Raw genomic sequence first — 15,779 nt, forward strand, 5'->3', positions numbered from 1 at the left:
TTAACGCGGCACCGGCCAGGTTCCGAGCGATAGAGCCAAATGCCCAGAGAGCCGGTAAAAATTATGACGCGGATCTCGCCAGCCTTAAAGTAGACTCGGCGTCTGCCTTGGGCGTTGCCCTTGGGATTGGCACGATTTTCGCGACGATCAGCAAGCGTCGGCAAATGCGGTTCTTTCCCAGTGCTAACCTCGGCGTTGGGGTAGGAGCCTCTCCCGCCCCGTTTCCTTGGAGAACCTTGTGAAGAAGTCGATTACCCTTCTTGCCCTCTCAACCGTGGCCGCCTATGCTTGCGCCGGCTCTGGTTTGTACAACCCCATCCAGTTCCAGAACATTCCTGGAGTCCAGGAATTCACTGGCACGATGATCGTCAAGCCGCTCTCGATCGAGAAGCTGCAGCGACTCGGAAAGAACCAGATCCAGGCCGAGGCGGTCCGCCGCAACGCCGAGGTCTTGATCAACGCCGACACCGTCAACTACATCCCGGTCCTCGACTTCTACACGGTCAGGCTGACCAAGGGCGAGACGGAGATGCAGTTCGCGAAGCGGCTCCGCGAGACCGGCATGTACGAGCTCATCGAGCCGAACTACCGAGTCTTCCCCGCTTTCACCCCGAACGACCCGCAGCTCGGGCTCCAGTGGTCGCACACGAACAACCAGTCCACCGAGGCCTGGGACATCATGCGCGGCAGCTCGAACGTTACGATCGCCATCACCGACACCGGCGTCCACAAGTTCCATGAGGACTTCCTGAACCCGCAGAGCCGCTTCGTCCCGGGTTACAACGCGATGACAGGCGTGACCGAGGCCAACGGCGCCACCGTTCAGGACACGAACGGCCACGGCACCCACTGCGCCGGCATCGCCGCCGCTTGGGGCAACAACAGCCGCGGCGTCGCCGGCGTCAACATCGAAGGCGCGAGGATCATGCCTGTCAAGATCGACCAGGGAGGCGGCACGACCTTCGAAATCCTGACTGGCGGCGCCCTCTGGGCCGCGCAGAACGGCGCCAAGGTCATTTCGACCAGCTACAGCGGCGTCACCTTCGCTACCATCGGCACGACCGGCGACACGATCCGCAACAACTACGGTGCGCTGTGGTTCTACGCGGCCGGTAACGAAGGCGCGAACCGCGGCGCCGCGGCCGACTGGCCGAACGTCACCATCATCGGCAACCTGCAGTCGAACAACACGCGCAACAGCGGCTCGTCCTATGGCAACATGATCGACTGCTTCGCGCCGGGCACTTCCATCCGCTCGACCTTCTGGACGAACGACGGCCAGACCGCGACCTATGCGGACCTCACCGGGACTTCCATGGCCACCCCGTACGCTGCCGGCGTCGCCGCCATGATCTGGGGCTCGAACCCGAACCTCAGCGCCGAGCGCGTCGAGACGATTCTCGAGAGGACCTGCATCTTCACGGGCACGCCGAGCACCTTCGGGTGGGGCCGCACGAACCTCTGGAACGCCATGGGCCGAAAGCCGAACAACCTGAGCATCCTGCGCGGAATTCAGGTGGGCGGCGACGTCCGTAGCCTGGACCGCGTTGAGAACACCGTCCTCGACGTCGCCAAGGGCATTACGGTCAACCAAGCCGAAGCGCCGGTGCAGATCGTCACTGAGCACAATGCGTCGTTCGATTCGAACTTCGGCGAGCTCTACGTCACCGTCACCGCGAAAGTGAACGTGACCGGCGTCCTTCGCCAGCGCGTGCAGCTCTTCAACTTCACCACGAACCAGTACGACACCGTGAACGAGGGCACCATCGGAACGTCTTACGGCGTCTTCGAAGCGAGCCAGACGAGCAACGTCGCCAACTACATCAGTGGCGGTATCGTCCGGGTCCGCACGCAGGTGTTCCCGGCCGGCCCGGTCTCTTCGAACAACTGGCGCACCCAGTTCGACCAGGTCAACGTCCGCACGTTGCGCGCGGACGAAGCCAGTTAAGGCTAACTTTAAAACCTGTACAGTTCGGGTCCCGGTGTATCACCGGGGCTCGTTCTTTTTGCCGGGCTGTTTTCGATAACAGCCTTTACAGTTCAGACCCGTTTGACAATCGTTAGGCTAGTTCTATTCAGCTTGAAAGATGGGGTTGCCACTTGAAAACATTGCATTCGGAAGCGTCTTGTGGCCATACTAGGAGAGACCTCTGGCCTATGCCGGATGGGTCGTTCGTTTGGTGCAGAACCCATGAGAAAATCCCTGACTCTGCTTGCCCTATCCAGTCTTTGCGGCCTTGCTTTGGCCGGCACTGGATCCCTCAATCGCCTGAGCTTCACGGAGCAACCGGGCGTGGCCGAATTCAGCGGCCAAATGATTGTCAAGCCGCTTTCGCTTGAGACGTTGCAGCGCCTCGGCAAGAACGTCATCGAGGCCGAAGCGATCCGCCGCTCCGCCGAAGTGATGATCAACACCGAGACGGTCCGTCACCTCGAGGTCGTCGACTTTTACGTCGTGAACCTGCCGAGGGGCGAGGACGAGAACTCCTACGCCCAGCGGCTGATGAAGACCGGGAAGTTCGAGTACGTCGAGCCGGACTGGCGCGTCTACCCGCAGTTCACTCCGAACGACCCTCGCCTCGGTAGCCAGTGGTCGCACACCAACAACCAGTCGACTGAGGCGTGGGACATCTTCCGCGGCAACGCGGCCGTCACGGTCGCCATCACGGACACGGGCGTCCACAAGTTCCACGAGGACTTCAACAACCCGTCCAGCCGGTTCGTCCCTGGCTACAACGCGGTCAACGGCATTCCTGAAGCCAACGGCGGCGCCGTGCAAGACATCAACGGCCACGGCACCCACTGCGCCGGCATCTCCGCCGCCTGGGGCAACAATGGCCTCGGCGTCGCGGGCGTGAACATCGAAGGCACGAAGATCATGCCTGTCCGCGTCTCCAACTCGAGCGGCGGCAGCTCCAACATCTCCTGGCTAACGGGCGGCGCCCTTTGGGCGGCCCAGAACGGGGCCCGGATCATCTCGACCAGCTACAGCGGCTTCTTCAGCGCCGCCGTTAACACCACCGGCAACACGATCCGGAACACGTACAACGGCGTCTGGTTCTGGGCTGCGGGCAACGACGGCGCTTTCCGAGACGGTAGCGTCGACTGGGTGAACGTCGTCATCGTCGGCAACTTGCAGTCGAACAACACGAGGGCTGGCGACTCGGCCTTCGGCCCCGCCATCGACCTCTTCGCCCCCGGCTCGAGCATCTGGTCGACCGTGTGGTCCAGCGACAACCAGATCAACACTTACGCCAACTTCTCGGGCACCTCGATGGCAAGCCCCTATGCGGCCGGCGTCGCGGCGATGATCCTGGGCTCGAACCCGAACCTCAGCGGTGACCGCGTCGAGGAGATCCTCGAAAAGACCTGTATCTTCAACGGTGACCCGAACACCTTCGGCTGGGGCCGCTCCAACCTCTGGAACGCCATGGGCCGCAAGCCTGGCAGCGTCCAGGTCTTCCGCGGCAACCTCATCGGTGGCGACGTCCGCAGCCTGGACCGCGTCGAGGGCAACTCCTTCAACGTGAACAAGGGCATCACCGTGAACCAGGCCGAGGCGCCCGTCCAGATCATCACGGAGCACCCGGCCGCCTTCACGAGCACCGCCGGCGAGGTCTACGTGACCGTCACCGGCCGCGTCAACGTGACCGGCGTCCTGCGACAGCGGATCCAGCTCTTCAACTGGAACACCGGCCAGTACGACAACGTCAACGAAGGCTCGATCGGCACCAGCTTCGGCGTCTTCGAAGGCCGCCAGACCGCGAACGTCGCCAACTACGTGAGCGGCGGCACCGTCCGCGTCCGCACGCAGGTGTTCCCGGCCGGCCCGGTCAGCTCGAACAACTGGGGCACCCAGTTCGACCAGATCAACGTCCGCGTCCTTCGCGCCGGCGAAGCCAGCTAACCAGCTAGCTCGACAGAGCAAGACCTCAACGAGCCCTGGCCCTCGTGGCCAGGGCTTCTTTATTGCCGGGCCGCGTCAAGGGCGAGGACGGTCGCGACGAACTCCGCGTGCGACCAGGTGAGCGGGCTCACGCTCAGGTGCTCGCCCGTTTCCGGGTGGAGCTGCTCGGGGAGGACGCCGGTCGGCGAGGCCTTCGAACAGACCCAGGCAAGGGTCTCCAAGACGTCGTCCTTAGCCTCCATTCCCCGCAGGTAGAGCTCAGCCTGGGCGAACCACAGGCTGCAAATGATCCAGGGATTGCCGGGATACGCCTCGCTTCGCCGAAAATAGTAGTCTTGCGCATAGCGCGCGTACCCGCCGACCACCGTCTCGACGCGCAAGTCCTCGCGGAGCGAATCTAGCGTCTTCCTAAACTTCCCGTCCTTTTCCCATTGGCCGCGCAGGAGGCCGAAGACGATCGCGCTGTCCGGCGTCCGGTCGGCCTGGTAGACGCCCTCGCTCGCGGAGAGCATCCGCACGAACCGGCCGAGATCCTCTTGCCAGAAGTGCATCCCGAAAGCGTCACGCATCTGGCGGGCGGCGTCCAGGTACCGCGCGGCACGCTCGGCGTCGCCTGCCGCCTCGGCGACCTCCCCACTGTCTTCCAGTGCGCGCCACACACAACAAGTGGTAAAGGCGTGGATGCCACGGCGCTCTTCCCATAAGTCCCAGCTCGGCAGCGGCAGCCCCTCGCGGTCGCGGTGCCGCACCATGAAATCGGCGGCGGGCCGCACGAACTTCTCCCAATGGCGGACCCCCGCTTCCAGGCCGCGAGCCCGCACCGCCGAGAGCACGAGGGCCGTCTCGTCCTGCTGGAACGGGACTTCAGGGTGGCCGTCCACCACCCACGGGTGCCAACTCGCGCCGAGGTTGCCGTCGGCCCGATATTTCTGCAGCAGGAAGGGGCGGTCGTGGGGCATGGCCCGTTCACAGAACTCGAAAAAGCGGTCGGCAAAATCGCAGAGGCCAAGGTGGCACAGGGTCTCGACGACGCAAGCGCCGTCGCGCGGCCAGCAGTAGCTGTAGGTCGCCCGGTTGGTCTCAAGAATGTCGGAGTCGTTGGCGGCGAGGACGGCGCCGTGCGCGTCGATCTGCGTCTGCATCAGGAGGAGGCTCTGCTTGAACTCGCGGTCGATCTCAGGGCTCACGGGCGCGGGAAGTGCGGCGCGCTTCAAGAACGCCTTCGAGGAGCGGGACTGCCGCTCGAACACCTTGTCCAGGCCTTGCTGCTCGACCGCGCCCATGAGTTCGTCGGCCTCGTCCAAGCGCTCGGCCAACACCATGAACATGCAGAACTCGGCTTCCCCGCCCGCGGCCAAGGCGGCCGAGACCCCAAACGTGGAGTCCACCGAACCTTGGGCGATCGGGTTGCCCTCCAGCCGCCCGTCCTCGGCGTCGCGCCAAGTCCCCTCCAAGCCGTTGAAACCCTTGAGCCCGGTCGAGAACTCCTCGATCCCGTCAGTGGGCGTGCGCGCGGCGACCATCACGTAGTACGGCCCGCGATAGTGGACGACGGCGTTGCGGAACGGAAAATAGAGCGCCGTGTTCCCGACGTCGCTCTGCCCCAGCATGAAGTGTTGGGTGAAATAAAGCTTCACGGGGCGCGCGATGCTCCGTAGCTCCTTCACGCGGACGCGCCGCACATAGACGGGGAGTTCCGGATCGACCGCGTCCGTGCACTGCAGCTCCAGCCCGGACTTCCAGCTGAGAAGCTTTGTCTCGGCGACCAAGGTGTCCGGCTGATAGCCCATCTCCCTTTGCCAGTCCTCTGAATCGCACCAGGAAAGGTGCCCGTCCACATAGACCCCCTGCCGCACTCGGTGGCCGAGCAGGTGGTTCGGATAGCCCACGTAAGGGAAGCAAAGGTCGCGGATCGCATACCGCTGATCGAATGCGATGAGCAAGCGGCCGTTTCCTAAGACCAGCGGGCGGGGCATAGGTTCGTTTTACCAGCGAAAGGTATGGCCCGACCCGAGGGTAACCTCGGCCCGGTGGAACTGACGTACGATTCGCTCGCTGAACCGCAAATCGCGGCCGCGCTCGGCGGGGTGCCGACTTGGACCCTGAGCGAGGGCAGCCTCGTGCGCCTCTTCGAGTTCCGAAGCTATAAGGAAGCCCTTGTCTTCGCCGCAGCAGTGGGCTGGGTCGCGGACAAGCTCAACCATCACCCGGACATTCTCATTGGGTACCAAAAGGTCAGGATTGCGACGGTCACCCACGACACCGGTGGGCTCACCGCCTACGACTTCGAGCTGGCGCGGCGGATCGACGCCCTCGCAGACCTCGACTGATGGCCTCCACCTTTGGCACCCTCTTCCGCGTCAGCACCTTTGGCGAGTCGCACGGCCCGGCAGTGGGCGTCGTGGTCGACGGCTGCCCTTCTTTACTGCCCTTCTCTGAGGAGGACGTGCAGCGGGAGCTCGACCGCCGGCGGCCCGGCCAGTCGCGCATCACGACCCAGCGGCACGAGAAAGACCGGGTCGAGATCCTGAGCGGGGTCTTGGACGGGGTGACGCTCGGCACGCCGATCGCCATGCTCGTGCGGAATGAGGACTCGCGCTCGCGCGACTATGACGAGATGCGCGACAAGTACCGGCCGAGCCATGCCGACTTCGCCTACGACCGGAAGTACGGCATCCGCGCATGGTCGGGCGGGGGCCGGGCCAGCGCCCGCGAGACGATCGGCCGGGTGGCGGCAGGCGCGCTCGCCCAGAAGCTCCTTCGCCATGTTTGGGGAGTCGACGTCGTGGCCTGGGTCGAGACGGTGGCGGAGATCAAGGCGAGCGTCGACCCCGAGACGGTGAGCCGGGAGCAGGTCGAGGCGACGATCGTCCGTTGCCCGGACCTACAGACGGCGGAGGCCATGATCGAGCGGATCGAAGCCGTCCGCAAGGAGGGCGACACGGTCGGCGGCGTCGTGGGGTGTGTCGCCCGGAACGTGCCGGAAGGCTGGGGCGAGCCCGTCTTCGACAAGCTGGAGGCGGACTTGGCGAAGGCGCTGATGTCCCTCCCCGCGAGCAAGGGGTTCGAGATCGGCAGCGGTTTCGCGGGAACGCTGCTCCGCGGATCGCAGCATAACGACCCGTACCGCGCCGCGCCGGACCGCTCGGTCACCACGCCGACCAACCACTCTGGCGGCGTCCAGGGCGGGATCAGCATCGGATCGCCCATCACCCTGCGCGTGGCCTTCAAGCCGGTGGCAACGATCCTCGCCGAACAGGAGACGGTCAACGTGCACCACGAGAACACGACCTTGAAAGGGCGCGGGCGCCACGATCCTTGCGTGCTCCCGCGGGCCGTGCCAATGGTCGAGGCGATGGTCGCCCTTGTGCTGGCCGACCATGCCCTGCGCCAACGCGCGCTGGCCGGCGAAGACGTGCCGCGACCTCCCGTCGGACTCGGCTAAACTTAACTGCGTGGTGACCGAAGCCCCCGTGAACGGCCCGAGCGAAATCCATGGCGCTGGCAGCGTCGAGGCCCGAGACGTCGATTTTTTCTACGGCAAGTTCCAGGCCCTCAAGAAGGTCAGCCTCAAGATTTCTCCCCGCCAGATCACGGCGCTCATCGGGCCGAGCGGTTGCGGCAAGTCCACGTTCTTGCGGTGTTTGAACCGAATGAACGACCTGATCGAGGGCACAAGGCTCGAAGGAACGGTCTTGATCGACGGCACTGACATTTATAGTCAGAACATAGACCCCGTGCAACTTCGGAAGGTCGTCGGGATGGTTTTTCAGAAGCCCAACCCCTTCCCGATGTCTATCTATGACAATGTCGCCTATGGGCCGCGCATCCACGGGACGCGCCGCAAGGCGGACTTGGACGAGGTCGTCGAACGCTCGCTGAGGGGCGCGGCGCTCTGGGACGAGGTCAAGGACAAGATCAAGGACAGCGGGCTCAGCATCTCCGGCGGTCAGCAACAACGGCTCTGCATCGCCCGCACGATCGCCGTCCAGCCGGAAGTCATCCTCATGGACGAGCCTTGCTCCGCGCTCGACCCCATCGCCACGGCGAAGATCGAGACGCTGATGCAGGATCTGAAGAAGGACTACACGATCATCATCGTCACGCACAACATGCAGCAGGCGCACCGCGTGGCGGACACCACCGCGTTCTTCATGCACGGAGAGATCGTGGAATCGGGCCCGACGGAAAAGCTTTTCCGAGACCCGGCCCGCCAAGAAACGCGCGACTACCTTTCGGGCCGGTTCGGCTAGGACCGGGGTAGGCACGGCTACCAGTCTTTCTGCCGCTCTGGAACATTTCCCGGCCGCAGAGCCTCTATGACTTGTCTACCAGACGGTTCTACCCGGCCGGTAGATGCGCAAGATATCCCCCCTATACGGGAAAACCATAAACTCTTATAGAAGGTTAAGTGCTAACAACACTGACTACTTTTTCCACCAAGAAAAGTGGTTTTTCTATGAGACCATGGTCATATCCTTGTCTTTTGGGGTTATAATGTGTGCCAGACTTGACGTTGAACTAGTCAGGTTCGCCGTTAGCTTGTCGTTATGGCAAGCAGGCCTTATCTTAGAGAGGTGATTGTGATGAACGAATCCGCACAGCTGGCCGAGATCGGCCGGAAACTCAGGGAAGCCGCGAAGGACGCGGGCTTGTCGCTCAGAGACTTGGGCGATAAGATGGGGGTCTCTAGACCTACCATCTATGCCTACGCCTCAGGAGCGCTTCGCATGTCCCCCGCTCGCTTGAGGCAAGCCGCCGAAGTAACCGGAAAGTCGGTGGCTTATTTCGACCCGAAAGACGTCGAAGACCTTGACGCGCGCTCGACCAGTGGCCAGGCCCTGCGCCTGATCGACGCCCTTATGGGCCCGCCCGACCCCTCCGCCGCCGCCAAGACGGCCCTGGACGCCATCGAACACAGCCGCGAGGCGGAGACGCCCGGCATCAAGGCCGAGTTCCTCCGGCGCGCCGGCGTGGCTCTTGCCAGCAAGGGCGACTATGTCGAGGCCGTGCAGCACTTGGAGAGCGCCCGAGCCCTCTTCCAGACTGCGGACGTCCAGGACAAGGCCGCCTCTTGCGCCCAGACCCTGGGCTACTGCTATATCCCTCTCGGCCACATCGAGAAGGCCCGCACCTGCTTTGAAGCGGCGCGCGAGCACCTTCCCGAGGACGAGAAGTGGAAGGGCCAGGTGAGCCTGGCCGCCCTCGCCGAACGGGTCGGCGACTTCGCCACTGCCGAGAGCACGCTCAGCGCTCTCCTTGACGACAAGGACCTTGATGAAAAGGCCTTGACCTTTGTTCGCGCCAATTACGCGAGCATGGTATGCACCCGCGGCTTTTGGAAGTCGGGGCAGGCGCAAACGGAGACGGCCCTCGAGGCTGCCTACCGGACAGGACAGACGACGCAAGTCGCCGAACTCATGATTCAGAACGGTATCGCTTTGACTCACCTCGGGCAATTCGACGAGGCTTCCCTTATGCTCATGCGAGCGCGGGACGTCACGTTCAGCCTGCAGGACGAGTCCCGACAAACCATGGTCGAACTCGCGACCGGCATGTTGTTCGCCGCCGTTGGCGACGAGAACAAAGCCCGCGAGATGGTTATGAAAGGCATGGCCAAGGCTATGCGCGGCCAGTACCGCCGCTCCGAGTCGCTCGCCCTTCTGCTGCAAGCCGAAGGCGCGCTCGACCGAGGCGACGACTTCCTGGCCCGCGAGTACGCCGTCCAGGCCAAAGGCCACAGCGTGGCCCACCACTACCCGGTCGCCCAGGTGATCGCGGACACCGTGATGGCCATAGCCTGCGCCCGCCTGGGCGACGTCGACGCCGCTGAGACTGCCCTTATCGAGGCGCAGACCCTTGCGGCGAAGTCCGAGCTCGGCGAAGCCGCGGTGCGGATCGAGGAAGCAAGGGCCGCCATCGCGCTCGCCAAGGGCAACCAAGACGACGCGGTGGCGATCCTTGAAGGTGCCGTCGAAGACGCTCGCAAGCTCTCGCTGGAACCGCTTGCCGTCCACCTGCTCGGCCTTATTGCCAAGATCGAGTCCGGGAAATCGGGGAACGGGAAAGGCAAGTCAGCCCAAGACCGGGCGGAGGACGCCAAGCGTGCCCTGAATGAAAAGGCCGCCTGGAGCGAGTCTTGGAGCAGGGCCCTGGTCCTTGCCCCATCGAAGAGCGGGATATCCTCCTTCGGTAGGAACGGAGTGTGAGGAAAAACCTCCTGAAAATCGTGGCGGTCGGCATCCTGGCCGCCACGCTATTCGGCTGCGGTGGCCAGGGTTCGATGGTCACGCAGGAGCGCGGCGAGGGGAACATTCCCATCGGCCGCATGCCGGATCCTTTTGTCGAAGGGACCCTTGCGGTCTCCGACTCTAAAGGTGTCCGCCAGATGGTCAGGAGCACGAACGGAACCTTCTGGGTCGCCCCCTTGGCGTCCGGCCCGGCGAAGTTCATCGTCACCTCTTCGAACCCGAACCTGAAGCCCGTGCAGTTCACCGCGACCATCGGCCTCAACCAGCGGTACATCTTCAAGGCCCGGTTCCCCAGGATCCGCCGGATTCAGATCCCGGTGGACTTGAACATCGGGATCCAAGAAGGCACCCAGCTGGAAGTCGGACGCAGGTATCCCATTCGCATCACGACCAATCTCGAGGGCCGCACTTTGGTGCTGCCGACGGTCTATATCAACAACGGCGTCGGCTCGCTCGACGACCTTGACCGGATGACCGTCCTCGTTCGTGGCAGGGGCGAAATCGTCACCGTCTACGAAGACCAAGAAAATTCTGTCCGGTTCACCACCCGGTGAGCCGGACAGGCCTCCCGAGCTTGCCGCCACGTTCCGAGACTATCCTATAGGGTCTATGTCAACCGAATGGCGGCAAGACCGGGAATCGAGCGAAGTGGAACCAGGCGCGACCCTTGACGCCCTGATCGGATCGACGTCCGACGGCATTGTCTGCCTGGACGAGAACCTTCACGTGCTCCTCTATAACCAGGCGGCTCTCCGCGTCATGGACGCGGACCCTGACTCCCTGGTGGGCAGCGAGTTCCTCGCCTATGTCGATGCCGAAGACAGGGCTTCCGTCACCGCCCTCTTGCGAGACCTGGGCCAGACCGAGCTCGCCTCGCTCAACCTGGACCGCCCCTTCCAGTTCCGCTTTGCTCAAGGCGGTGCTGACCCTGTCCCGGTCGAAGCCACCGTCACCCAGACCATAACGGCCACCGGCCGTATCTTTGCGTTCTTCGTCCGAGACGTCTCAGAACAGGTGGAAGCCCAACGCCGCGTCGAAGGGCTGGAGTCCAGCTTGGCGACCAAGCTGGTCCAACTCCAAGAGTCAAAGGAGCGCCTGACCCTCCTGCAGGCGTTCTCAGACTTCCTCCAGTCGTGCCTCTCGCTTTCGGAGGCCTATGCCGAGGTCGCCCGGTTCGGTCGACGGCTCTTCCCCATTGGGGGCAGCCTCGCCGCGACCGAACCAGAGGGCAAGCGGCTCGTGATCGTCGCCGCCTGGGGCGGCGCCACGGAGGGCGACAGCTTCGAGCCCGACGATTGCTGGGCACTGCGCCGGGGACGCGTCCACGAAAACCGCTTGGGCGACCAGATGGTCTGCGAGCACGTCCCCGCCGACTCGCCGCCCTCGCTCTGTCTGCCGCTCCTGGCCCGGGGGGAGTGCCTGGGCGTCCTTCGCGTCCTTCGGAGCGCGGCCGACCCCGCCTTTTCAGAAGAAGACCAAGAGTTCTTGCTGGCCGTAGCCGACACGGTCAAGCTGCGCCTGGCCAACTTGCGGCTTCAAGAGGCCCTGCGGTCCCGTGCCCTCCCAGACGGGCTGACCGGCCTGCTGCGGAAGGCTTCTTTCGTCGAGATGCTCCGGTTGGAGATCGACCGAGCCCGCCGGACCGATTCGCCCCTTGCGGTCGTCTCGCTCGACATTCCCGATTTCCCCGAGACGGTGGCGACTTACGGGCGCGAGGTGGCCGACCGGCTGCAGCGGGCCGTCGCCATGGCCCTGAAGGAATGCGTCGACCGGGGGGACATTGCTGGGCGGCTGGACGACGGCCTCTTCGCGGTGGCCATGACCGAGACCCGGAAGAAGCGGGCTATCTCCCGCGCCCAAGAAATCCTGGAAGAGACCTCCCGGACGTCCCTGCCGGACGGCCACCCCTTGCCGGCGGTGGCGATTGGGGTCGCCTGTTACCGTGAGCATGGCGAGACCGTCGGCGAGCTCCTAGAAGCCGCCATTTCAGCCGGGCGCGACGGCATCGCCCCCCAAGCGAACTCGGGAAGCTAGCCTTTCCCGTCCGAGTTCCAGCCCCAGGAGACGTACGAGTGCTCCCAGCGGCCATCGGGGTAGAGGTCGAAGACGGTATAGCCAGGGTCAAAGGTGCGGCTCTTGCCCATCCACCATGCCCCGCTCACGGCGCCGGCGCAGACGTAGCTCACCCCGTTGTAGTCGTAGCGGTCCACTAGGTGGATGTGGCCGCTGACGCAGAGCTTAACCTGCGGGTTCGCGTCGAACACTTTGCGCACGTCGTCAAAGTTCTTCGTCTGCAGGCTGCCGCCCACCACCCATTCGCCCTGTGACGGCTTATAACCGTGGACCATGTTGCAGGGGGCGATGAGGGGGATGTGCGACACCACCATCATCGGCTTTTCCGACTTGGCGATCTCGCCCTTGAACCAGTCTAGCTGGGCTTCATCGAGATAGCCGTTGTAGCCGTCGTCGGTCATGATGAGCGTGTCCAGGACGACGAGCCGCCAGTCCCCCGCCTCCAACGCCTGGTAGGTGTTCGCGTATTCGAACGTCTCCATGAACCAGCGCTTGCCCCAGAGGGGCTCGTCGCCCGTGGTCTTGCTGGCCTTCTTGTTCCATCCCCAGACGTCGTGGTTGCCGAGGGTGTGCACAACGGGGACGTCGCAGTCCTTCATGACGCTTGAGAAGATCGCCCACTGAGTCTTGGCACGTTCCTCGGTCGCGGCGAAAGCGTCCATCACGAGGTCTCCGCCCGTCACCACCATGTCCGGTTTGGGATCCTGGGAGAGGGCGTGCCGGAGGGCCTTGGCCATGCCCCACGGAGCGTTCATCTCGGGCTGGACGTGGACGTCCGTAAAGTGGACGACCCGGAACGGCTTGAGGCGGGCGATATCGGTCTGTTCCTGGCGGCCGAAAGCCAAGGGAGCCAAGCTGGCGACTGCGCCCGCCGCGAGAAGTTCACGCCTTGTGAGACTCATACCGGGATTTTGCCTCTTGCGCCTTCTTGCGGGCAACGGGCAGTGGGGAAAAGCGGAAAGAACCCATCGTGGCCATGGCGGTCGTCCACCCGGACATCCTCGACGAGCGGCGGGCAAAAGGTCTGCTTGCGTTCTCGGTCGGCACTTTCGCCCTTTCCTGCGCCCTCCCGTGCTTCGTGTGGCTCACCGGTTCGAAGCCTTGGTTCGGCTGGGAGGCGCTCTTCTTCGGCGGCTTCGGAATTTTCGCGGGACAATTCGGCTGGTTCGCGAACCCCCTGCTCTTGCTCGCCTGGGTCGTGACAGCCGGGAGTCGCGGGAGGTTGGCGCGCGCGATCGCGGTCTTGCCCCTTGCCGTCTCGCTGCACACCTTCGCCATGCCGGCGCAAGAGTTCTGGGCCGACGAGGCGGGTGCGACCCGGATGCGGCTCGAAGCCCTCGATATCGGCGCCTGGTGGTGGTTCACGGCCCTCGCCCTGGTGGCGTTAGCGGCGTGGACAAAGCCCCTTCGCCGCCCGCCCGGGATCACTCCCCCGCTGCTCAACCGGCCGAACACGTCGGACTTGCTCTAGCCCAGGAGCCGCCGCGCCGTGGAGACCACGTTCTCGACCGTGAAGCCGAACTCTTCGAAGAGACGCTCCCCCGGGGCGCTCGCCCCGAAATGGTCGAGCCCGACGCTCGCCTGGGCGTACCGTTCCCAGCCCAGGGTCGCCCCCGCCTCGATGGAGAGGGTGGGGACACCCCTCGGGAGCACGCCCCCGCGGTACTCCGCGTCCTGCTTTTCGAAGAGGAACCAGGACGGCATGCTGACGACCCGCGTGGGCACGCCCGCCTTCTCGAGCTCGTCGCAGGCCTCGACGGCCAGGGCGACCTCGCTCCCGGTGGCGACGATGACGAGCCTCGCCGAGCCGCCCGAGGCCTCCCGCAGGACGTAGGCGCCGCGCGCGGCGGGATGGTTCTTCGGCAAGGCCGGGGTCACAAGCGGCAGCTTCTGCCGGGACAGGACAAGCAGGCACGGCGTCTGCTTGGACTCGATCGCGATCTTCCAGCAGGCGACCGTCTCGTTCGCATCGGCGGGACGCATCAGGTTCAGGTTCGGGATGAGCCGCAGCGACATGATCTGCTCGACCGGCTGGTGGGTCGGGCCGTCCTCGCCCAGGCCGATAGAATCGTGCGAGAAGCAGAAGACGCTTGGCGTCTCCATGAGCGCGGCCAACCTTAAGGACGGGCGGCAATAGTCGCTGAAGATCAAGAACGTGCCCCCGAAAGCCCGCACTCCTCCGTGCAAGTTGAGGCCGTTCACAGCCGCGGCCATCGCGTGCTCGCGCACCCCATAAGGGACGTTTCGACCGCCAGGCTCATGGGCGCTGGCGTCGCCGCCGCCCTTAATCGTGGTTTTGACGCTCTCGGCCAAGTCGGCGCACCCGCCGACCCAGTTTTTGAGCACAGGCGCGAAGGCGTTGATGACGGTGTGGCTCGCGTCGCGGGTGGCCGTCGCCGCCTCGAAAGCCGGAACTTTCTCCAGCCAAGAGGGGTCTGGGCGGCCCTCCAGGTATGCCTCGAACTCGGCCGCAAGCTCCGGTCGCCCCTGACGGAGCGCCTCGACCCGGCCCTCCCAACGCTCGCGGGCCTGACGGCCCTGTTCCAGCGCACGGCGGTAAAAAGCGAGAGCCTCGGGGTCGATCCAGAACTCTTCCGCCGGCATGCCCAGGGCAGCCTTGGTGGCAGCCACTTCGTCCGGGCCGAGGGCGGCCCCGTGCGACTTGGCGCTTCCCGCCTTGTTCGGGCTGCCAAACCCGATGGTCGTCCGGCACACGATGAGGCTCGGGCGGCCATCGTCCTGCCGTGCCTCGGAGAGGCACTGGTCGACCGCGTCGACCTCCATGCCGTCGCACTCCCACGTCCCCCAGCCGAGCGCCTGGAACCGGGAGGCGACGTCCTCGCTGAACGAGAGGTCGGTCGAGCCGTCTATGGTGATCGCGTTCGAATCGTAGAGCGCGATGAGCTTGCCGAGCCCTTGGTGCCCGGCGAGCGAGGCGGCCTCGTTGGAAACGCCCTCCATCAAGTCCCCGTCCGAGCACAGCACCCATGTGAAGTGGTCCACCACTTCCTCGCCCGACGCGTTGAAGTGCGCGGCGAGATAGCTCTCTGCCATCGCCATTCCGACCGCGGTCGCGAAGCCTTGGCCCAGTGGGCCCGTCGCCATCTCCACGCCGGGGGTCAGGTGGATTTCCGGGTGGCCCGGCGTGCGGCTCCCCCACTGGCGGAAGTTCTTGATGTCCTCCAGCGAGAGGTCGTAGCCGGTGAGGTGGAGCAGCGCGTACAGCAGCATCGAACCGTGGCCCGCGGAAAGGACGAAGCGGTCACGGTCGAACCACAGCGGCTGGGCGGGGTCGTGCTTCAGGTGCCGCGTCCAGAGGGCGTGGGCCATTGCGGCCGCACCCATGGGCATGCCCGGGTGTCCGGAGTTCGCGCGCTGGACGGCATCCATCGCCAGGCCGCGCAAAACGTTCAGGCACGTCTCTTCGAGCGCGATCGTGGGAGGGTTCACGCACGGGACTGTACCCCTCGCGGCCCATCGCACCCGCCCCGGTCAAACTCTTGGGCGAACCTCCCGGCCCTTTTCGGGCCTCTATCCTTCGCAGAGGT

Annotated in this window: 12 protein-coding genes; 9 read left to right on the forward strand and 3 right to left on the reverse strand. The window is 64.7% G+C overall.

The features are described 5' to 3' along the window. Positions 1–238 precede the first annotated feature (238 nt). Entirely contained in the window at positions 239–1,948 is a 1,710-nt protein-coding gene (locus KF733_10160) for a S8 family serine peptidase (GenBank protein QYK55367.1), read from the forward strand. A gap of 243 nt (positions 1,949–2,191) precedes the next feature. After that, positions 2,192–3,907, forward strand: a complete 1,716-nt coding sequence (locus KF733_10165; protein QYK55368.1) for a S8 family serine peptidase — start codon at positions 2,192–2,194, stop codon at positions 3,905–3,907. A gap of 59 nt (positions 3,908–3,966) precedes the next feature. On the opposite strand, the gene KF733_10170 is transcribed toward KF733_10165, so the two are convergent. Beyond that, positions 3,967–5,883 (reverse strand): glycoside hydrolase family 15 protein, encoded by a 1,917-nt coding sequence (locus tag KF733_10170; protein ID QYK55369.1) that lies wholly within the window; start codon positions 5,881–5,883, stop codon positions 3,967–3,969. A 24-nt stretch (positions 5,884–5,907) separates the two neighbouring features. On the opposite strand from KF733_10170, the gene KF733_10175 reads away from it, so the two are divergent. The 6 genes from KF733_10175 to KF733_10200 all read left to right on the forward strand — a co-directional run bounded on the left by KF733_10175 (position 5,908) and on the right by KF733_10200 (position 12,192). Next, positions 5,908–6,237 (forward strand): 4a-hydroxytetrahydrobiopterin dehydratase, encoded by a 330-nt coding sequence (locus tag KF733_10175; GenBank protein ID QYK55370.1) that lies wholly within the window; start codon positions 5,908–5,910, stop codon positions 6,235–6,237. Continuing rightward, complete coding sequence (gene aroC / locus KF733_10180; protein ID QYK55371.1) at positions 6,237–7,352, forward strand: chorismate synthase; 1,116 nt, start codon at positions 6,237–6,239, stop codon at positions 7,350–7,352. The genes KF733_10175 and aroC overlap by 1 nt, the downstream gene beginning before the upstream one ends. Continuing rightward, positions 7,288–8,160, forward strand: coding sequence for a phosphate ABC transporter ATP-binding protein (gene pstB / locus KF733_10185; protein ID QYK55372.1), 873 nt, complete (start codon positions 7,288–7,290; stop codon positions 8,158–8,160). The genes aroC and pstB overlap by 65 nt, the downstream gene beginning before the upstream one ends. A gap of 333 nt (positions 8,161–8,493) precedes the next feature. After that, on the forward strand, positions 8,494–10,116 hold the full coding sequence (locus tag KF733_10190; protein QYK55373.1) for a helix-turn-helix domain-containing protein: 1,623 nt from the start codon (positions 8,494–8,496) through the stop codon (positions 10,114–10,116). Next, positions 10,113–10,712 (forward strand): hypothetical protein, encoded by a 600-nt coding sequence (locus tag KF733_10195; protein ID QYK55374.1) that lies wholly within the window; start codon positions 10,113–10,115, stop codon positions 10,710–10,712. Before KF733_10190 ends, KF733_10195 begins: the two co-directional genes overlap by 4 nt. A gap of 55 nt (positions 10,713–10,767) precedes the next feature. Beyond that, positions 10,768–12,192 (forward strand): diguanylate cyclase, encoded by a 1,425-nt coding sequence (locus KF733_10200; protein QYK55375.1) that lies wholly within the window; start codon positions 10,768–10,770, stop codon positions 12,190–12,192. Here KF733_10200 and KF733_10205 read toward each other — a convergent pair. Next, a complete protein-coding gene (locus KF733_10205) occupies positions 12,189–13,133 on the reverse strand; it encodes a metallophosphoesterase (GenBank protein QYK55376.1) in 945 nt (314 codons plus the stop codon). The genes KF733_10200 and KF733_10205 overlap by 4 nt on opposite strands. Positions 13,134–13,207: 74 nt before the next feature. On the opposite strand from KF733_10205, the gene KF733_10210 reads away from it, so the two are divergent. Beyond that, on the forward strand, positions 13,208–13,702 hold the full coding sequence (locus tag KF733_10210; protein QYK55377.1) for a hypothetical protein: 495 nt from the start codon (positions 13,208–13,210) through the stop codon (positions 13,700–13,702). On the opposite strand, the gene tkt is transcribed toward KF733_10210, so the two are convergent. Next, a complete protein-coding gene (gene tkt, locus KF733_10215) occupies positions 13,699–15,681 on the reverse strand; it encodes a transketolase (GenBank protein ID QYK55378.1) in 1,983 nt (660 codons plus the stop codon). The genes KF733_10210 and tkt overlap by 4 nt on opposite strands. Between the last annotated feature and the right edge of the window lie 98 nt (positions 15,682–15,779).

Source organism: Fimbriimonadaceae bacterium (assembly GCA_019454125.1).
Classification (GTDB): Bacteria; Armatimonadota; Fimbriimonadia; order Fimbriimonadales; family Fimbriimonadaceae; genus JALHNM01.